The organism is Amycolatopsis silviterrae (assembly GCF_042684085.1).
Classification (GTDB): Bacteria; Actinomycetota; Actinomycetes; order Mycobacteriales; family Pseudonocardiaceae; genus Amycolatopsis; species Amycolatopsis silviterrae.
In genome coordinates, this window is sequence record NZ_JBHUKS010000020.1 from 58,304 (window position 1) to 76,646 (window position 18,343).

Annotated in this window: 16 protein-coding genes; 13 read left to right on the plus strand and 3 right to left on the minus strand. The window is 71.1% G+C overall.

The annotated features are described in order from the left end of the window. Position 1: 1 nt before the first annotated feature. Positions 2–385, minus strand: a complete 384-nt coding sequence (locus tag ACFSVL_RS27900) for a DoxX family protein (RefSeq protein WP_378308518.1) — start codon at positions 383–385, stop codon at positions 2–4. Between the two features lie 106 nt (positions 386–491). On the opposite strand from ACFSVL_RS27900, the gene ACFSVL_RS27905 reads away from it, so the two are divergent. Both ACFSVL_RS27905 and ACFSVL_RS27910 read left to right on the plus strand, forming a co-directional pair. Continuing rightward, the gene (locus tag ACFSVL_RS27905) at positions 492–1,574 is read left to right on the plus strand and encodes a potassium channel family protein (protein WP_378308519.1); all 1,083 of its coding nucleotides are present in this window, start codon (positions 492–494) and stop codon (positions 1,572–1,574) included. A 252-nt stretch (positions 1,575–1,826) separates the two neighbouring features. After that, complete coding sequence (locus ACFSVL_RS27910) at positions 1,827–2,297, plus strand: hypothetical protein (RefSeq protein WP_378308520.1); 471 nt, start codon at positions 1,827–1,829, stop codon at positions 2,295–2,297. 81 nt (positions 2,298–2,378) lie between these two features. Here ACFSVL_RS27910 and ACFSVL_RS27915 read toward each other — a convergent pair whose 3' ends face one another. Further along, positions 2,379–3,347: a neutral zinc metallopeptidase gene (locus ACFSVL_RS27915; RefSeq protein ID WP_378308598.1), complete on the minus strand. Its 969-nt coding sequence runs from the start codon at positions 3,345–3,347 to the stop codon at positions 2,379–2,381. A gap of 486 nt (positions 3,348–3,833) precedes the next feature. Between ACFSVL_RS27915 and ACFSVL_RS27920 the strand changes: the two genes are divergently transcribed. Genes ACFSVL_RS27920 through ACFSVL_RS27940 form a run of 5 tightly spaced genes read left to right on the plus strand, consistent with a single transcriptional unit; the run spans position 3,834 to position 9,473 of the window. After that, the gene (locus tag ACFSVL_RS27920; RefSeq protein WP_378308521.1) at positions 3,834–5,465 is read left to right on the plus strand and encodes a hypothetical protein; all 1,632 of its coding nucleotides are present in this window, start codon (positions 3,834–3,836) and stop codon (positions 5,463–5,465) included. After that, positions 5,459–6,094 (plus strand): DUF4129 domain-containing protein, encoded by a 636-nt coding sequence (locus ACFSVL_RS27925; RefSeq protein ID WP_378308522.1) that lies wholly within the window; start codon positions 5,459–5,461, stop codon positions 6,092–6,094. The genes ACFSVL_RS27920 and ACFSVL_RS27925 overlap by 7 nt, the downstream gene beginning before the upstream one ends. Beyond that, complete coding sequence (locus ACFSVL_RS27930; protein WP_378308523.1) at positions 6,091–7,230, plus strand: DUF4350 domain-containing protein; 1,140 nt, start codon at positions 6,091–6,093, stop codon at positions 7,228–7,230. The genes ACFSVL_RS27925 and ACFSVL_RS27930 overlap by 4 nt, the downstream gene beginning before the upstream one ends. Before the next feature lie 11 nt (positions 7,231–7,241). Continuing rightward, positions 7,242–8,192: an AAA family ATPase gene (locus tag ACFSVL_RS27935; protein WP_378308599.1), complete on the plus strand. Its 951-nt coding sequence runs from the start codon at positions 7,242–7,244 to the stop codon at positions 8,190–8,192. Beyond that, a complete protein-coding gene (locus ACFSVL_RS27940) occupies positions 8,193–9,473 on the plus strand; it encodes a DUF58 domain-containing protein (RefSeq protein WP_378308524.1) in 1,281 nt (426 codons plus the stop codon). A 296-nt stretch (positions 9,474–9,769) separates the two neighbouring features. Here ACFSVL_RS27940 and ACFSVL_RS27945 read toward each other — a convergent pair whose 3' ends face one another. After that, the gene (locus tag ACFSVL_RS27945; protein ID WP_378308525.1) at positions 9,770–10,774 is read right to left on the minus strand and encodes a stage II sporulation protein M; all 1,005 of its coding nucleotides are present in this window, start codon (positions 10,772–10,774) and stop codon (positions 9,770–9,772) included. A 56-nt stretch (positions 10,775–10,830) separates the two neighbouring features. Here ACFSVL_RS27945 and ACFSVL_RS27950 point away from each other — a divergent pair, with 56 nt between their 5' ends. From ACFSVL_RS27950 to nudC, 6 genes are read left to right on the plus strand one after another with little or no spacing between them, the layout of a single operon-like run. After that, positions 10,831–11,694, plus strand: a complete 864-nt coding sequence (locus tag ACFSVL_RS27950) for an RDD family protein (protein ID WP_378308526.1) — start codon at positions 10,831–10,833, stop codon at positions 11,692–11,694. A gap of 4 nt (positions 11,695–11,698) precedes the next feature. Next, positions 11,699–12,853 carry a hypothetical protein gene (locus ACFSVL_RS27955; protein ID WP_378308527.1) on the plus strand — a complete coding sequence of 385 codons (1,155 nt, stop codon included), beginning with the start codon at positions 11,699–11,701 and terminating at the stop codon, positions 12,851–12,853. Next, positions 12,850–14,355, plus strand: coding sequence for a DUF2207 family protein (locus ACFSVL_RS27960; protein WP_378308528.1), 1,506 nt, complete (start codon positions 12,850–12,852; stop codon positions 14,353–14,355). The genes ACFSVL_RS27955 and ACFSVL_RS27960 overlap by 4 nt, the downstream gene beginning before the upstream one ends. A 9-nt stretch (positions 14,356–14,364) precedes the next feature. After that, positions 14,365–15,657, plus strand: a complete 1,293-nt coding sequence (locus ACFSVL_RS27965) for a M16 family metallopeptidase (RefSeq protein ID WP_378308529.1) — start codon at positions 14,365–14,367, stop codon at positions 15,655–15,657. Further along, positions 15,654–17,060 (plus strand): M16 family metallopeptidase, encoded by a 1,407-nt coding sequence (locus ACFSVL_RS27970; RefSeq protein ID WP_378308530.1) that lies wholly within the window; start codon positions 15,654–15,656, stop codon positions 17,058–17,060. The genes ACFSVL_RS27965 and ACFSVL_RS27970 overlap by 4 nt, the downstream gene beginning before the upstream one ends. After that, positions 17,060–18,067: an NAD(+) diphosphatase gene (gene nudC / locus ACFSVL_RS27975; RefSeq protein WP_378308531.1), complete on the plus strand. Its 1,008-nt coding sequence runs from the start codon at positions 17,060–17,062 to the stop codon at positions 18,065–18,067. Before ACFSVL_RS27970 ends, nudC begins: the two co-directional genes overlap by 1 nt. Positions 18,068–18,343: the final 276 nt, after the last annotated feature.

Below are 18,343 nucleotides of genomic sequence, written 5' to 3' on the forward strand. Positions count from 1 at the left end.
GCTAGCCCCGGTCGCGCACGGTCAGCGCCCAGCTCACCAACGGCCACTGCAGCGGCAGCCGCAGCCACGCCACCGCGCGATCCCGGGCAGGACGGCCGCGCCGCTGGTAATCCAACGCCATTTTCACATTCCCCGGAAACACGCCGACAAACAGCAGTGCCGCCGCCAGCCCGCCCAGCCGGCGCGTGCGCGGCAGCGCGATCCCGGCGGCGACGGTCAGCTCGGCGGCACCCGAAACGTAAGTCCAGGTGCGCCGGTCACCGGGCAGTTCCTTCGGGACCAGTGCGTCGAACGGCTTCGGCCGGGCGAAGTGCAGGACACCGGCCCCGGCGAGGAGGGCGGCGAGCAGATGGGCCGGACGTTGCGACGCGCGAGGCTCGGACATGCGGCAAGACTGCCACAGCATGATCGCCGCGACGAGTGTGCGGGTGCTCCGATTGGGTTATCCTCCCCGCTGTGAGTGACGCCGAACGCGCGCGGGGAGCCGGTGCATGAAGGCCTTGAAACGGCTGCCCCTCAACGTCCGGTTGAACGACCGGCCCGACCACGAACTCGTCGGCGTGATCCGGATGCCGGAACTGACGGTCAGCCCGATGCGGTCGATCGTCCGGCGGATCATCGGCGCCCTGCTGGCGCTGCTGGCCACCGTGCTGATCGTGTATCTCGACCGCGACGGCTACCGCGACGCCAACGGCGACGGCCTTTCGCTCCTCGACTCGCTCTACTACGCGACGGTTTCCCTCTCGACCACCGGCTACGGCGACATCGCCCCGGCCACCGCGTCCGCGCGGCTGGTGAACGTCATCGTGATCACGCCGCTGCGCGTGCTCTTCCTCATCGTCCTCGTCGGGACCACCCTGGAAGTGCTCACCGAGCGCTCCCGGCAGGCGTTCAAAATCCAGAAGTGGAGGACGAAGGTGCGTGACCACACCGTCGTCGTCGGTTTCGGCACGAAGGGCCGCTCGGCGGTCAACGCGCTGCTCGGCGACGAGGAGGTGCAGGCCAACCGCGTCGTGGTCGTCGACACCGACCAGCAGGCGCTGGACGCGGCGAGCGCGCTCGGCCTCGTGACCGTGCACGGATCGGCGACCAGGGCGGACGTCCTGCGCGTCGCCGGCGTGCAGCACGCGCGCGCCGTAGTGGTCGCGCCGAACCGCGACGACACCGCCGTGCTGGTCACCCTCACCGCGCGCGAACTGGCCCCGAAGGCGCACATCGTGGCGTCGGTGCGCGAGGCGGAGAACGTGCACCTGCTGAAGCAGTCCGGGGCGAACCAGGTCGTGGTGTCGAGCGAGACCGCCGGGCGGCTGCTCGGCATGGCGACTTCCACTCCGCTTGTAGTGGACATGGTCGAGGACCTGCTCACCCCGGAGTCCGGACTGGCGATCGCCGAACGCGCCATCGAACCGAGCGAGGAAGGCGGATCGCCGCGGCATCTGCCGGACATCGTGCTCGGCGTGGTGCGCGACGGGGCGCTTTACCGGGTGGACGCCCCGCAGGCCGACGCGCTGGAGCCGGGGGACCGGCTGCTGTACGTCAAGAAGGTCACCCAGGTCGATCACATCGAACGCTGAGGCCGGCCGCGGCTGGGCCCCGCCCCAATGCCGCGTTGGGTGCGTGGGATGCACCGAATGCCGCGTTGGGTGCGTGGGATGCACCGAACGCCACATTGGGTGCGTCAGATGCACCCAAAGTGGCATTGGGGGCAAGCGGACCGGGGCCGGGCGGACGGCGGCGGGTGACCTGGTCGGCACGCCGGGCTGCGGGGTCCCCCGTGCGCGGGCACCTCACTGGGTTTTGCCCCGGGGATCTGGAAGCATGGCGTCGTGCAGGTTTCCGACCCCCCGCATAAGAGCCCCGTCAAGCGGTGGCTGCAGGTGGGCATCCCGGTCGCGGTCGGGGTGCTCGTCGTGGTCTTGACGTGGCTCGCCGGCCCGGGGCTGCTCGGCATCCACGTGAAGCCCGCCGGAGCGCCGGTGGACGCCCAGATCACGAAAGCCGTCGACTGCTCGGTGCAGGGGGCGGCCGAATCGGTCTCCTTCCAGCTCGGCGGCAAACCGCGCCAGGGCAGCCTCGACAGCTGCGGGCACGGCAAGGACGAGCACCTCCAGGTGCTGGTCCCGGACGACGCGCCCGCCGACGGCGTCGTCTCAGTCACCACCCCGGACAGCACGGCGGGCTCGCAGGACCTGCGCGCGCCGATCGCGCTGGCGCTGCTGGTGTTCGCCTGCTTCTGCGGCGCGATGTACGCCTACCTGGTGATCCGCGGTCCGGGCAAGCTCGCACTGCTCAGCTGATCCGTCCGAAGCACGACAGCTGTAGTACGGAAACCGCGCCCGCCGCAGGCACGCCGAGCAGACCACTGCGTCCGTAGTGGTTCAGCTGACGTCGGAAGCGGAGGCGGCGAAGGTGTTGCAGTCCGCGATCCGGTTGTCCTTCGCGCCGGCGCGCCACCACTGGGCGTAGTGCGCGTTGGTGCCGTGGTCGTGGCTGCGCGAAGTGTTGTCGCCGCGGGTTTCCTGGTCGTTCCAGGCCTTGTTGTACATGTCGCGGGTGACCGTGCCGCCGCGGTCGACGTGCGCGCCGAGGAACATTCCGGAGAAGCACTGCGCCTGGAGTTCCTTGCGCCGCGACATGTCCAGACCTTCGGGGCTGTTCTGCCCGGCCGCGTAGATCTTCTGCCACGCGGCGTCCATGATGCCCGCGACTTCCTGCACGTGGTGGCCGTACTCGTGGGCGAACAACGCCAGGTAGACGCCGGGGTTGTTGCCGTACTGGTCGGTCTGCAGGCCCTTGAACGGGACGTACAGGTTGTTCTCGCAGTAGTACGCCGCGGTCGCGATGCCGACCTGGATGGTGCCGCATTCGGTGTCGAAGCTCGGCCCGGTCGGGAAGTGCAGCGCGGGCGGCGTGAACGGCAGGTTGTAGGACTCGAGGAACGGGCCCCACGCCGCGTCGAGGCATTTGCTCGCCGCGGTGAAGAACGCTTCCGCGCCCCCTTGGGTGCTCGTCCACGGCGGCAGGTTGCAGGCAAGGTTCTGCAGACCGGCGTTGCGGTCCTGCAGGATCGGGTGATCGGCCAGCTTCAGGACCTTGTGCGGGCCCGCGCTGGCGGAGGTGCTCGGGCTGTCCGACGGACTGGTCGGCGTGCTCGAGGCGGTGGACGACCCGCTGGTGGGCGGCAGTTCGTAGGCGGACGTCGGCGAGGGCGGCGCGGCCTGGTAGCCGGCGTTGCTGGGACCCGACCCGCGGTTCAGCGAAACGATCGCCACGACGCCGAGCACCAGCACCGCGGCCGCGCCGAGGCACAGCCCGACGATCAGCCCGGTCGGCTTGCGCGGCGGCACCGGATAGGACGGCGGCTGCTGCCACGGCGAACCCGGCGGCGGACCCTGCGGAGGCGGACCCTGTGGCGGCGGACCCTGTGGCGGCGGACCCTGTGGCGGCGGGCCTTGCGGCGGCGGGCCCTGGTACGGCTGCTGCTGCCCCTGGTACGGCGCTTGTCCCGGCTGGGCCTGGTACGGACCTTGCGCCTGGCCCGGGTACTGGCCCGGCGGCACCGGACCTTGCCCCGGCACCGGCGGCGGTTGAACGGTCCCGCGTGGCGGCACCTGGCCGTAGGGCGGTTGCGTCATCAGAGCAGTCCCGGTGGGTCTCGGCGCGGGCCGGGCGTCCCCCGGCTTGCCGTTCAGCATATCGGGGGACCCCCGGTCCGCCGCAGCACTTCGCCGGACTGCCCGCCCGCCCGGACGTCCCCCCAGGTCTGGCCGGGTGCGGACGGCTCTGGAAGAGTGACGGCAGCAACCGCAGGGCCGTGCAGACGAGGGGCTCCGATGACAGACAAACCCGGTTCGCCCGGGCAGGGGGACGACACGCCTACGCCGAGCCGGGGCTCCGCCGTCCCCGACCCGGCCGCGTCCGCCGTGAACCCGCCGGAGACCGGCGAAACGGACACCTCGTCCTCGCCGTCCGGCGCGAGTGCCGGAATTTCGCCGTCCGCCAGCGAAAACGCCGCTTCGGCCGGGACGGATCCGGCCGCCGGGGAGAGCCCGGTGAGCGGGAATCCGTCGCCTGCCAGCGAAAACCCGGCTGGGGACGGCACGGGTGGCGTGACGTCGCAGTCCGGTGGCGGAAGCGCGGCTGGCCCGACGCCGTCAGCGGGCAGCGAAACCCAGGCTGGCACAACGTCGCCAGCGGGCAGCGAAACTCCGGCTGGCCCGACGTCGCCAGCAGGCAACGAAACCGCTGCTGGCACGACGTCGCCAGCAGGCAACGAAACCGCTGCTGGCCCGACGTCGCAGGCAGGCAGCGAAAACCCGGCCGCCCCGACGCCATCGAGCAGCGAAACCCCGGGCACGACGTGGTCCGCACCCGGCGACACCCCGTCCGGAACCACCCCGCCCCAGCCCGGCACGCCCCCGCCCGGCCAAACCCCGCCCGGCGCGACCCCGCCACCCCCGGCGGGCGGCCAGTGGCAATCCCCCGGCCAGCAACCGCTTCCCCCGTACCCCGGCGGAGTCTCGGGCCGCCCGGGCAGCGGCTGGAGCCCGAACGGCCTGGGCAAACCGGGCGTGCTCGCGTTGCGCCCGTTGAACGTCAGCGACATCCTCGACGGCGCGATCACCGCGATCCGCCGGTATCCGCTGCTGATCCTCGGGGTGTCCGCGATCGTCGCGGTGGTCTCGGCGGGGCTGAACCTCGTCGCGTCGCTGTGGCTGGTGCCCGATTTCGAGCGGGTCACCCGGCTCGGTCCGGCGGCGACTCAGCAACAGCAGCTCGACGCGCTCTACAGCATGCTGGGCTCCACGCTCACCGCGCTGCTGCCGTCGCTCGTGATCACCATGCTGGCGCAGACCTTCCTCACCGGATTCCTCACCGTGGTGATGGGCAAGGCGGTGCTCGGCCGTCCGGTCGACTTCGGGTCGGCCATGCGCGAAGCCGCGCCGCGCCTGTTGCCGCTGCTGGCGGTCACCGTGCTTTACGCGCTGGCCACGATTGTCGCCGCCGCCTTCTGCCTGCTTCCGGCCGTGATTCCGTATGTGTTCTGGTCGCTCGCCGGTCCCGCGCTGGTGCTGGAACGCGGCACCGTCGGGCAGGCGTTCACGCGGTCGCGCCAGCTGGTGTCCGGCATGTTCTGGCGGGTGCTCGGGGTGCTGCTGCTGGCGGCGGTGATCGGCTGGGTGATCTCGGCGGTCATCGGCATTCCGTTCAGCGTCGGCTCGGGCGCGTTCAGCGGCCTCTTCGACCCGCAGGCGGCGATCCCGAAGGTGACGACCGGCGGTCTGGTGCTGCAGTCGGTGGGCACGGTGATCGCGTCGACGATCGTCATGCCGTTCACCGCGCTGGTCACCGTCGCGCTCTACATCGACCAGCGGATGCGCCGCGAGGGCATGGACATCGAACTGGCCAGGGCGGCGGGGCTGAATCCGCCGGAGCCGCCGCGCCCGCCGCGGCAGGCGTGGTGATCGGTTTTCTCGCCGACGTCCCGGTCGACATCGACCGGGACCCGGCCCGGCTGCGGGCGATCCAGGAGCTGACCGACCCGGGGTACGCGGCCGCGCGGCCGGGTTTTCTCGAACAGGTCTGGCAATGGCTCGGAGAGCGGATCTCCGAGCTGTTCAACGCGTTGTCCGGGGTGCCCGGCGGGCCGCTCGGCCTGGTGCTGGTGCTGGGCTTGGTGATCGTGCTGATCGTGGTCGTGCGGCTGCGGGTGGGCAAGGTCGGGCGGGCCGCGAAATCGTCCGGCCAGGTGTTCGGCGGACGGCGGAAAACCGCGGACGAGTACCGGAAAGCCGCCGGGGAAGCCGCTGCCCGGGGCGATTTCGCCGACGCGGTGCGGGATCGGTTCCGCGCGCTCGTGCGGGGGATGGAAGAGCGCGCGCTGCTCGACGTCCGTTCCGGCCGGACCGCGGACGAAGCCGTCGCCGACGCCGGGAAGTTCCTGCCGGAGCTGGCCGGTGACCTCACCGCGGCCGCGCGGCTGTTCGACGACGTGCACTACGGCGGACGCCCGGGCACCGAGGCCGGTTACCGCGCACTGTCCGATTTGGACGACCGCGTCCGGCGTGCCCGGCCGGTTCTGGCGGACGCATGAGCACCGCAGTCTCCCCGGATCTGCGCCGAATCTGGCGCGGTGCCCGGATTCCGCTGGCGATTCTCCTGCTGATCGTGATCGTCGCACTGGCCATTGTGCTCAGTCGCGGCGACCAGACCAGCGGCGAACTCGAGCCCGGTTCTTACGAACCGCGCGGCAGCCACGCGCTCGCGCATTTGCTGGAGCAGCAAGGCGTCCAGGTCCGCGCGGTGCACACGCTCGCCGAAGCGCGCGAGGCCGCCGACAGCGGGACTCTGCTGATCACTGATCCGCAATTGGTGCCGTCGAACGGACTGGCCGACCTGCGCCGCCGGGTCGCGCACCTCGTGCTCGTCGCGCCCGGATCGTCCGCATTGGACATGGCCGCGCCGACAGTTTCGCCCGGTGAGTCTGGAGATGTCCGTACGCTGCAACCAGGTTGTACGGTCGGCGCGGCGGTCAGCGCGGGTCCGGCCACGCTCGGCGGCCGTCATTACCGCACCGAGGACCGGACCGCGCGCGCTTGTTACCGCCAGAACGGCGAACCGACTTTCCTGCAGCTGGCCGACCGGACCGGCACGGTGACCGTGCTCGGCACCGGGGACGCGTTCACCAACGACCAGATCGCCAAGGAGGGCAACGCGGCGTTCGGCATGCGGCTGCTGGGCGATCACCGGCAGCTGGTCTGGTATGTACCGTCCACAGAGGACCCCGCGCTGGCAGGCGAGAAGAAACCGTTCTTCGAGCTGATCCCGCCCGGCTGGCGCTATGGCGCGCTGACCGCGGGGATCGCGGCCGTGCTGTTCGCGCTGTGGCGTGCGCGGCGGCTCGGGCCGGTCGTGCGCGAACCGCTGCCGGTGGTCGTGCGGTCGGCGGAAACGGCGGAGGGCCGCGCCCGGCTGTACCGGCGAGGCGGGGCGAGCGGGCACGCGGCGGAAACCTTGCGCGAGGCGGCGCGGACGAGGCTGCGGAAGAGACTGGGATTGCCGCGCGACGCCGGCCCGCCCGCGGTGGTGGAGACGGTGAGCGCGCGGGCCGGCCGGGCGCCGAACGAGGTCGGGGCGGTGCTGTACGGCCCGCCGCCGTCCGACGAGGCGGCGCTGGTGCGGCTGGCGGACGAACTGGACGCGGTGGAACGAGAGGTGGAGCGTTCTTGAGTACCGAACAGATGCAGGACGCGCGGGCGGCCCTGATCGCGTTGCGCACTGAGGTCGGGAAGGCCGTGGTCGGCAACGACGCGGCCGTCACCGGGCTCATCCTCGCGCTGCTCTGCCGGGGGCACGTGCTGCTGGAAGGCGTGCCCGGCGTCGCGAAGACGTTGCTGGTGCGGGCTTTGGCGGCGTCGCTCGACCTGAAGACGACGCGCGTGCAGTTCACCCCGGACCTGATGCCGGGCGACGTCACCGGGTCCATTGTGTACGACGCGCACAGCGGCGAGTTCTCCTTCCGCGAGGGCCCGGTGTTCACGAATCTGCTGCTGGCCGACGAAATCAACCGGACGCCGCCGAAGACGCAGTCGTCGCTGCTGGAGGCGATGGAGGAGCGGCAGGTGTCGATCGACGGCACCTCGCGTCCGCTGCCGGATCCGTTCGTGGTGATCGCGACGCAGAACCCGGTCGAGTACGAGGGCACCTATCCGCTGCCTGAGGCGCAGCTGGACCGGTTCCTGCTGAAGCTGACGATGCCGGCTCCGTCGCGAGAGGACGAGATCGGCATTCTTTGGCGGCACGCACAGGGTTTCGACCCGCGAGACCTCGCCGCGGCGGGCGTCCGTCCGGTCGCTGGCGCGGCGGAACTCGCGGCCGCGCGGGAGGCGGTCGCGAAGGTGACCGTCGGGCCGGAAGTGATCGGCTACGTCGTCGACCTCTGCCGCGCGACCCGTGAACTCCCGGCGGTGCGCATCGGCGTTTCCCCGCGTGGCGCAACGGCTTTGCTCGCTGTCACGCGCGCGTGGGCTTGGCTGTCCGGCCGGGACTACGCGACGCCGGACGACGTCAAGGCCCTCGCCCGCCCCGCGCTCCGGCACCGCCTTGACGTGCGTCCGGAAGCCGAACTCGAAGGCGTGACCGCGGACGGCGTCCTCGACCGGGTGCTGGCATCCGTGCCGGTGCCGCGCTAAATGGCCGTCACCGGGCGGCTCGGGCTGCTGGCGCTTCTCGGGGCGCTGGTGGTCGGGCTGCTGTTCCCTTCCACTACGGGTGTAGTGGTCGTCGCCGCGGTGCTGCTGGTGCTGTTCGTCGTGGACCTCGTCTTGGCCGGAAGCGTTCGTGTGCTGCGGTTTTCGCGCAGTGGCACCACTTCCATCCGGCTCGGCGAGCCAGCCGAAGTCACGTTGACCGTGACGAATCCCGGCAACCGCACCGTCCGCGGCTTCCTGCGCGACGCTTGGCCGCCGAGCGCCGGAGCCGACGACCGGCACCCGCTGGTGGTCCCGTCCGGCGAACGGCGTGCGTTGACGACCGCGCTGCTCCCGACCCGTCGTGGCGACCGGATCGCGGCCCGGGTGACCGTGCGCGTGATCGGCCCGCTGGGGCTGGCGGCGAGGCAGGGTTCGCACGAGGTGCCGTGGACGGTTCGGGTGCTGCCGCCGTTTCACAGCCGGAAGCACCTGCCTTCGCGGCTGGCCCGCTTGCAGCAGCTGGACGGGCGCAACGCCGTGCTGATCCGGGGCCAGGGAACGGAATTCGACTCTCTTCGCGAGTACGTCATCGGGGACGACGTCCGGTCGATCGACTGGCGCGCGACGGCTCGGGCCGCTGATGTGATGGTCCGGACCTGGCGGCCGGAACGCGACCGTCAGGTGGTCCTGGTGCTCGACACCGGCCGCGTTTCGGCTGGCCGGGTCGGCGACGCGCCTCGACTGGACGCGGCGATGGACGCGGCTCTCCTGCTGGCCGCGCTGGCTTCTCGGGCCGGGGACCGGGTTGATCTGCTCGCCTATGACCGTCGGGTGCGCGCCTCGGTGCCGAACGCGTCGACGCCGTCGTTGGTGAATGCCTTGGCCCCGATCGAACCGTCGCTGGTGGAGACGGACGCGCGGGGAATGGTGGCGGAGGTGCTGCAGCGGACGCGCCGTCGGGCCTTGGTGGTGCTGCTGACCGGTTTGGAGCCCGCGCCGTTGGAGGAGGGGCTTTTTCCGGTGCTGGGGTCGTTGACCGCCCGGCACGAGGTGCTGGTGGCTTCGGTAGCGGACCCGCGAGTGGCGGAGATGGCCGCGGCGCGCGGGTCGGCGGAGGCGGTTTATGACGCTGCGGCGGCGGAGCGCGCGCTGGCGGACCGGGAGTCGTCGGTGGCGCGGTTGACCCGGCGCGGGGTCGGGGTGGTGGACGCGGTTCCGGAGGAGTTGCCGCCTGCGTTGGCGGACCGGTACCTAGCCCTGAAAGCTGCAGGCCGGTTGTAGGTCCGTGAAGGACCCCTTGAGGGAATTTGAGTCTGTGCGGGTTCCCCTCACAGACGTCTGCGTTGCGGGCGGCGTTGCGGGGCGCGGTCGAGGCGTGCGGGAGCAGGGCGTGGTGTCTGTGAGGGCCTCCCTGAGGGAATCAGATTCCCTCAGGGTTCCCCTCACAGACCGGCGGAAACGGGCTGGCGGGCATGAAGCGGGCATTTCGGTGGCGTCGGTGTCCTTTGTGGACGATCGGCAGGCTGACGCCGCCCGGCATAAGCCCCTGCATTGGACGACTCAGCCGGGCCAGGGGGTCAGCCCGCTTCGGGCAACGCGTCCCCAGCCGCCCGCCGGTCTACGTCCCCGGTCTCCCCATCGAGAGCAGCCCGCCGCCCCAGCGTGAACACGTACGTCAGGAACAGCAGCTCCACCACCACGCCGATCCCGATCCGCATCCACGTCGGCCAGCCGGACGGCGTCACGAACGCCTCGATCACGCCCGACACCAGCAGCACGCACGCCAGCCCCAGCGCCATCACCACCACCGACCGGCCCTGTTCGGCCAGTGCCGCGCTCCGCGAACGCCGTCCCGGGTCCACCACGGTCCAGCCGAGTTTCAGCCCGGTGCCCGCCGCGATGAACACCGCCGTCAGTTCCAGCAACCCGTGCGGCAGCAGCAGTCCCAGCAGCACGTCCCCGCGTCCGGCCGAGGACATCAGCCCGATCGCGATCCCGGCGTTCAGCGCGTTCAGCCACAGCGCGGAGATCACCGGCAAGCCGAGCGCGACGCCGAGGAACAGGCACGTCGCCGCCACCCACGCGTTGTTCGTCCACACCTTCGCCGCGAACGACGCCGCTGGGCCGTCCGAGTAGTACGTCTCGTATTGACCGCCCGGCGCGGTCATCGCCTTCACCTCGTCCGGCGACACCAGCGCCGCGCGCACCTGCGGGTCGCCGGCGATCCACACGCCGAGCACCGCCATCACCGCGACCGACACCAGCGCCGCCGGGATCCACCAGCGCCTGCTCAGGTACACCGCGGCCGGGAAGCGCCGGGTGAAGAACAGCCCGACCTCGCGCCACGCCGGGCTGTGCGAGCCCGCCACCGCCGAACGGCCGCGCGCGACCAGCGCCGACAGCCTGGCCAGCAGGGCCGGGTCGGGCGCGGTCGAGCGGATCATCGACAGATGCGTCGCGGCGCGTTGATAGAGCGTGACCAGCTCGTCCGCTTCCTGGCCGGTCAGCCGCCGGCGTCCGGCGAGATCGCCGAGCCTGCTCCATTCGGCGCTGTGCGCCGCGACGAACACGTCGACGTCCACCGGCCACCTCCTCGACCGCCAGGATAGAGGCACCGGCCGAGCTCTACGCTTGCCTCGTGCAGGAAGAGTCCGATCTCGTCACCGGTGAGGCCGTCGTCCTCGACCTGCGGGTGGCGAAGCTCGCCAGCCGCGCGGTCGCGATGCTGCTCGACGTCCTGGTCCAGGCCGCGTTGCTGCTGCTGATCCTCATCACGCTGCTGCTGACCGCGGGGTCGTTCGACTCGGCGCTCACCATCGCGCTGATGCTGACCTCGTTCGTGCTGGTCGTGATCGGCTACCCGGTGCTGTTCGAGACGCTCAGCCGCGGCCGCTCGCTCGGCAAACTCGCGCTCGGCCTGCGCGTCGTACGTCTCGACGGCGGCCCGATCAGCTTCCGGCACGCGCTGACCCGCGCGCTGGCCGGTTTCTTCGTCGACTTCTGGGCACTCGGCTTCCTCGGCGCGGTGGCCGTCATCGTGTCGCTGACCTCGTCGAACGGCCGCCGCGTCGGCGACTATCTCGCGGGCACGCTGGTGATCCGCGAACGCGTGCCGCAATCCGCACAGGCAATTCTCGTGGTGCCGCCCGGCCTGGAAGCGTGGGCCGCGCACTTCGACCTCAGCGGCCTCACCGACGATCTCGCCATGGCCGCTCGCCAGTACCTCGGCCGCTACCACGACCTGCGCCCGGAAGCGGCCGCGTCGCTCGGCTTCGGCCTCGCGCAGGAGGTGTCCGCGGCGATCGGGGTGCCGTTGCCGTACGGGATGCCGCCGTGGGTCTTCCTCACCGCGGTGCTGGCCGAACGCCGTAACCGCGACCACGCCCGGATCGCGCCGATGCACTACGGCCCGCCCGCTTACCCGCCGCCTGCTTCTGCGCCGCCGCCGGTGCAGCCTCCGGCACCGCCGCAGTCCGACAACCCCTTCACCCCGCCGAGCTGAGGACATGCTCGCCGACGACGTCACCGTCACCGCCGCACCGGACGGTCAGCTCACGGTCATTGAGCGCGTCGTCGCCGACGCTCCGGCCGTCCACCGCATCGCCGAGCGGGTGCCGGTCAGCGACGGCGAGGACCGGCTTTATTCGATCACCGATCTGCGGGTTTCCGGTGCCGCCACTGCCGACGGAACCACGGTCACCGTCACCGGGCCAGCGACCGTGAAGTACACAGTGGACGGTGCGGTCGCGGCTGGCGGGCAGGTGCGGTTTCAGCTCACCGGCGGCTGGGATCGTGCGCTCGACCGTGTCACCGCCGACTTCACCGCACTGGGAGTGTCCACAGCGGACTGCTATGCCGGTCAGCCGGGTTCGTCTCGGCAGTGCACTTTTTCTGAACTCCGGAGCGGGGGAGCGCACGCCGAGCAGAACGTTCTGCGCCAAGGGGATCGGATCGACCTGGCCGTCCAAACCGGACCCTTGCCGGAGAACGCGCGGTTCGTCCCGAATGGACCGTTGGCGGCCTTCGCGCCTGGCTTCCCGACTGTCCTCAGTGGTCTGTTCTTGGTGCTGTACCTCCTCATCGGGGCCAGCTTGCTGCGCCGCCGCTCCGGTCCGCCCGCTCCCGGAGTCCCGCCCGCCTACCTTGCGTACGTCGCACGTGGCGAACTCGACCTCACTGGCACCGTCCTCGACCTCGTCGCGCGTGGCCATCTGCAGATCGCCGACGGCCAAGTCACCCACGGCGAAGGCGACCAGCTCACCCCCTTCGAGGAAGCCGTCAAAGCCGCGTTCCCGCCGGGTCCGCTCGCTGCCGCGCGGCCGGATCACGCCGAACTGCGCGGTCTTCTCGACGCCGAAGCACACCGTCAGCGCTGGCTGTCCAATCGGCAACCCCAGGTCCGCCGCGCCGGATTGGTCCTGGCCGCAACAGGCATCGTGACTACCGTCGTCCTGGCCGCGACGGTCGGCGAGGCCCTGATCGGGGTCGCGGTCCTGATCGCCGGGCTCGCCACCTTCGCCGCCGCCCCGATGGTTCCGTGCCAAACGCGCTCCGGCCGAGCGCTGGGCACTCCGGCAACCCGCGACGAATCCCCGCTGGCGAACGAAATCGACGCGGTCCAAGCGATGGCCGAACGACGCTCGGCGGTGTCCGCGCAATGAAACTCGCGGCCCTGCTGTTGCTCCCGTTCCTCTCCGTTACGCAAGACCAGCCGTCGCTGCCGGGCCTGCCGCAGAGCGTCGAGGTCGCGTTGAAGGTCCAGCACGACGGCAGCCTGTCGGTCACCGAGGCCGTTTCGGTGCCGCGCGACAACTCGATGACCCGCACGATTCCATTGCACGCCAACGAACGCGTGCTCGGCATCCGCGACATCAGCATCGAAGGCGCGGGCAACGCCGAAGCCAGCAACGACCAAGTCACCTTCTACCTGCGCGGCGGCACGTCCGTGCTCCGGTACACAGTGGACGGTGCGGTCGGCACGAGCCTCGGCGTCGAGCACGTGACCTGGGACGTTGCCGGCGGCTGGGACACCCGCCTGGAACTGGTCCGCGCGACCTTCGCCGCGCCCGCCGTCCCCGACGCGCTCAGCTGCCTCGCCGGTCCGCCCGGCTCGACGACCCGCTGCGGTGCCGCGCAGATCGACCACTCCGGCCTGACCCGTGTCTCGGTGCCGAAGCTCCAGCCCGGCTCGCGCGTGCAGCTGACCGCTGAACTCCCTGGCGGCACCGTCGCCGCGACAGAGCGTCGCGTCCCCTCTGGCCCCTTCGCCGCCACCGCGCCGGTGTGGTGGGCGTGGCTGGCCTTCGCCTTACTGTCGATCGCCGGCACCGTCACCGTGTTCGTACGACGCCGCCGAGACCGACAGCCCGGCCGAGCCACGCCCGTACAGCTTCTCGACAACGGCCGCTTCGCTTCGCCGGACGGCGTGCTCCCTGGACACGTAGGACTGCTTCTCACCGGACGCGTCAGCTCCGTCGACCTAGCGGCGACCGTGCTCGACCTATGCGTCCGTAACTACCTATGGGTCAGCGAGGACGGCCCGGGCAACTGGGTGCTCGTCCGCCGCAACCCACCCGACGAGCACCTGACAGCCTTCGAGCGCGCGGTGTACGCCGCCGCTGTGCCCGGCGAAGCCGCGACGCTCGCCGAAGTCCGCGAAGCAGGCGTACCCGAGCTAGTCGCCGACGCTGTCCGTCGCGGCTGGCTCTCCCCGAAGCGACTGTCGAAGGTCGGCCCCCGGCTGTGCGCGTACGGCGTCTTCCTCACTGTCCTGCTCGCCTTCACGGTCGGTTACGCCCAACTCGGGTTGGTGCTTCTCGCCACCGGCCTCGCTGTGACGGTAGCTGCCCGGCTCCTGCCGAAGCGGACGAAGGCCGGCCTCGACCTCCGCGACCGCCTTCGAGGCCTCGACGCCCAGCTGCGTATGGACGCGCCAGACGACGAACTGCTCGCCTCTCGCGCGCTCCCGTACGCGTACGCGCTGGGGGAAGCAGACGCTTGGCTTGTTAACGCTTGTTCGCTGTCGGCGTACTGGTATGGCACGCCCGGTGGAGAGAGTGTTCCGTTGGCCCGGACCAGCGGATTCGTGGCTGCACTGACCGTTGCTTTCGAGGGCGCGCGGCACCTCCGACCGGACGAGTCCAAGACGCCCGCGCCTGCGTAGGGTGGAGGCATGGCCGATCCCGAGCTTTTCCGTTTCACGATCGACAACGGTCTGCGCGTGGTGCTCGCTCCTGATCCGACCGCGCCGGTGGTCGGGGTCAGCGTGCACTACGACGTGGGCTTCCGTTCCGAGCCGGAGGGGCTGACGGGTTTCGCGCACCTCTTCGAGCACCTGATGTTCCAGGGCAGCGAAAGCCTGGAGAAACTGGCGCACTTCCGGCACGTGCAGTCCAGCGGCGGCACCTTCAACGGTTCCACTCACCCGGACTACACCGACTACTACGAGGTGCTGCCCGCCGCGGCACTGGAACGCGCGCTGTTCCTCGAAGCCGACCGGATGCGCGCGCCGAAGCTGACCGCGGAGAACCTGGCGAACCAGATCGAGGTCGTCAAGGAGGAAATCCGGCTGAACGTGCGCAACCGGCCGTACGGCGGATTCCCGTGGATCCTGCTGCCGCCGGTGCTGTACTCCACCTTCGCCAACGCGCACGACGGCTACGGAGCGTTCGAGGACCTGGAGGGCGCGACGCTGGACGACTGCGCCGCCTTCTTCGACACCTTCTACTCGCCGGCCAACGCGGTGCTGACCGTGGCGGGCGACTTCGAGGTGGAGAACGCGAAGGCGCTCGTCCAGAAGCACTTCGGCGACGTCCCGCATCGCCCGGCCCCGGTCCGGCCGTCGTTCGCCGAACCGCTGCCCACCACGCAGCTGCTCGGCGAGCACGCCGACCCGCACGCGCCGCTGCCCGCGCTGGCCGTCGGCTACCGGATGCCGGACCCGATCAACGACCTCGACGGCTACCTCGCCTACCTCGTGCTGGCCGGCGTGCTCACCGACGGTGACGGTTCGCGGCTGCAGCAGCGGCTCGTGCACGTCGAACCGCTGGTGGTCGACATCGGCGCGGGAGCCGGGCTCTTCGGCCCGTTCGAGGCGCGCGATCCGGACACCTTCACCATCACCGCGATCCACCCGCCGGACGTGCCGCGCGAGCGCGTGCTGGCCGCGCTGGACGAGGAGCTGGAGAAGCTCGCGTCCACCCCGCCGGACGCGCACGAACTGAAGAAGGTCACCGCGCGCTGGGCGGCGAGCCTGCACGCGGAGCACGACCGGCTCGTGTCGCGCACGCTCGCGCTCGGCGCGTTCGAACTCCTTTACGGCGACGCGTCGCTGGTCTACCAGCTCGCCGACCGCCTGTCCGCGGTCTCCGGCGAAGCCGTGTCGGCGGCGGCGAAGGCGCTGCGCCCGGACGCGCGCGCCGTGCTCGTCGTGAAGCCCGCAAGCACCGAAGGGACGGAACAGTGACCTCGGCTGAACAGGTCAAAGCCGCACACCGCAGCGCCGAGGAGATCGGCCGCACCGCCGCCGGACCGCGTCCACTGCCCGCGCTGGGGCACCAGCGCGCCGCCGCCGATCTGTCCCATGTGGACACCACGCTCTCCAACGGGCTGCGCGTGCTCGCGGTGCGCAAGGCGAGCGTTCCGATGGTCGAACTGCGGCTGTGGATCCCGTTCGCGGGCGAGGACCGGATGCACGCGGCCACCGCGGAGGTGCTCGCGGAAACCGTGCTCACCGGCACCGCACGGCGCGACCGGGTGGAAATCGACGCCGAGGTCGCGCTGATCGGCGGCGACCTCAGCGCGGGCGTGGACCCAGAGCGGCTGTACTTCGGCGGCACCTCGCTGTCCGACGGCCTGCCGACGCTGCTGGACGTGCTCGGCGACGTGCTCACCGGCGCCACGTACAACGACGCGGAGGTCGCGCGCGAGCGAGAGCGGCTGATCGAGCGCATCGCGGTGTCGCGCACGCAGCCGCGCACCATCGCGCGGGAAGCACTGCAGAAGCACCGGTACGGCGACCACCCGGCGACCCGCGAGGTCCCGCAGGCGGAGGACGTCGCCGAGGTGACCGCCGAGCAGGTGCGCGCGCTGCACACGGCTTCGGTGCTGCCGCGCGGCGCTGTGCTGGTGCTCGTCGGCGACCTCAACCCGCACGCGGTTCCGGCCGAGCTGGAGCGCGCGCTCGGCGGCTGGAAGTCCGACCGTTCGGCCGTGCTGCTGCCCCCGCTGCCCGAGCTGACCGGCGGCAACGTCCTGCTCGTGCCGCGCGCCGGCGCGGTGCAGTCGCAGCTCCGGCTGTCCGCGCAGACGGTGCCGCGCACCGACCCGCGCTACCCGGCGCTGCAACTGGCGAACCTGGCGTTCGGCGGGTACTTCTCCTCGCGGCTGGTGGAAAACATCCGCGAGGACAAGGGATACACCTACGGCGCGCACTCGGGCTTCGAGTTCACCGGCGACAGCGCGGTGGTCAATGTGGACGCGGACACGGCCAACGAGGTCACCGCCGCGGCCTACCTGGAAACCCGGTACGAGCTGTTCCGCCTCGGCACCGTGCCGCCGACCGACGAAGAGGTCGAATCGGTGCGGCAGTACGCGATGGGCTCGCTCGTCACCGGCACGTCGTCGCAGGGCGGGCTCGCCGGGCAGCTGATGGCGCTGGCCTCGAACGGCCTCGGCATCGAATGGCTGCAGAGCCACCCGGAGCGGCTCGCGGCCGTCACCGCGGACCAGGTCGCCGAGGCGGCGGCGGAATTCTTCGCACCGGGCCGGTTCACCGGCGTCGTGGTCGGCGACGCGGAACTGCTCGCGCCGAAACTGGCCGCGCTCGGCGTTTCCACCAGCGAGGTTTCCCCAAGCGAGAAGGACTGATGAGCGTTCCGTTCGAACTGGGGGCACTGCCGACGCTGTCGCGTTCCACAGTGGACCGTCAGGAAACCTTGCGCACCAACCCGGAGCGGCTCGCCGCGAAATGGTCGGAAGCCCGCGTGGTGCTGCTCGACGACACCGGCCGCACACCGGTCGTCGAGGGCAGCTCCGCGCTGGCCACCCGCAAGGCGATGGACTTCGGCACCGAACCGCCCGCCGACGCGGTGTTCCTCGGCGAGTGGGAAGACGTCGACTACTGGTCGCTGCCCGGCGGCATCGCGGGCGAAGCGGACACCGTGCGGCTGGCGGGCAGCTGGGGCGTCATCGAAGAGGTGCCGCGCGCCGACGGCGAGCTGTGGGTCGAACTGCGCGGCTACGGCGAACGGCTGGACGACACGTCGGCCGGGCTGTTCACCACCGCGCAGGCACTGCGGAACTGGCGGCGGCAATCGCGGTTCTGCACCCGTGACGGCTCGCCGACGCAGCTGATCCAGTTCGGCTGGGCCAGCCGCTGCGAAGCCAAGGGACACGAGGAATACCCGCGCACCGACCCGGCGGTGATCTGCCTGGTGCACGACCTCGACGGGGTCAACGGTTCGCACGTACTCCTCGCCCGGCAGCCGATCTGGCCGCCGGACCGGTATTCCGTGCTCGCCGGATTCGTGGAAGCGGGGGAGTCCCTGGAGGGCTGCGTCGTCCGCGAAATCCGCGAGGAGGCAGGAATCGAGGTCGGGGACGTGCGGTACCTCGGCAGCCAGCCGTGGCCGTTCCCGCGGTCGATCATGCTGGGCTTCACCGCGCGGGCTGACCGCAACGCACCGCTGGTCCCGGCCGAGGGCGAGATCGAGGAAGCGCTGTGGGTGTCCCGAGAGGACGTTCGAGCCGCGTTCCGCAACGCCGGGAGTGGGGTGCCGACGCCGATCGCCGGTGGTGCGGCAAATCTTGTGCTGCCGGGGAATTCGTCTATTGCCCGCGTGATGTTGAAGGCGTGGGCTGAAGCTGAGGAATGACGGTCGGGTGCGGGCCGTTTCTGCGCGTCCGTTCGTCTGGGGCTCGTGAGTGGCTATGCCGGTTCTAACCGGGATAAACACTCACGAGGCCCCCATGCGCTCGGCCGCGCCGTGCGATGCGATGGCGGCGCGATGGATGGCGGCGCGGGCCCGGCCTGGCCCGGCCCGCGCTCGCCACTCGCGACGAGGCCGCTGTTTAACCAAGACGCCACTCGGGACTGAATGCCGTACTCGGGGCTCGTGAGTGGCAATCCCGGTTAGAACCGGGATTGCCAC

What these genes read in the sequence shown, in the direction of transcription:
- ACFSVL_RS27900 (WP_378308518.1), bottom strand. Translation starts at nt 385, where the DNA reads ATGTCCGAGCCTCGCGCGTCGCAACGTCCGGCCCATCTGCTCGCCGCC.
- ACFSVL_RS27905 (WP_378308519.1), top strand. Translation starts at nt 492, where the DNA reads ATGAAGGCCTTGAAACGGCTGCCCCTCAACGTCCGGTTGAACGACCGG.
- ACFSVL_RS27920 (WP_378308521.1), top strand. Translation starts at nt 3,834, where the DNA reads ATGACAGACAAACCCGGTTCGCCCGGGCAGGGGGACGACACGCCTACG.
- ACFSVL_RS27930 (WP_378308523.1), top strand. Translation starts at nt 6,091, where the DNA reads ATGAGCACCGCAGTCTCCCCGGATCTGCGCCGAATCTGGCGCGGTGCC.
- ACFSVL_RS27935 (WP_378308599.1), top strand. Translation starts at nt 7,242, where the DNA reads ATGCAGGACGCGCGGGCGGCCCTGATCGCGTTGCGCACTGAGGTCGGG.
- ACFSVL_RS27940 (WP_378308524.1), top strand. Translation starts at nt 8,193, where the DNA reads ATGGCCGTCACCGGGCGGCTCGGGCTGCTGGCGCTTCTCGGGGCGCTG.
- ACFSVL_RS27955 (WP_378308527.1), top strand. Translation starts at nt 11,699, where the DNA reads ATGCTCGCCGACGACGTCACCGTCACCGCCGCACCGGACGGTCAGCTC.
- ACFSVL_RS27960 (WP_378308528.1), top strand. Translation starts at nt 12,850, where the DNA reads ATGAAACTCGCGGCCCTGCTGTTGCTCCCGTTCCTCTCCGTTACGCAA.
- ACFSVL_RS27965 (WP_378308529.1), top strand. Translation starts at nt 14,365, where the DNA reads ATGGCCGATCCCGAGCTTTTCCGTTTCACGATCGACAACGGTCTGCGC.
- nudC (WP_378308531.1), top strand. Translation starts at nt 17,060, where the DNA reads ATGAGCGTTCCGTTCGAACTGGGGGCACTGCCGACGCTGTCGCGTTCC.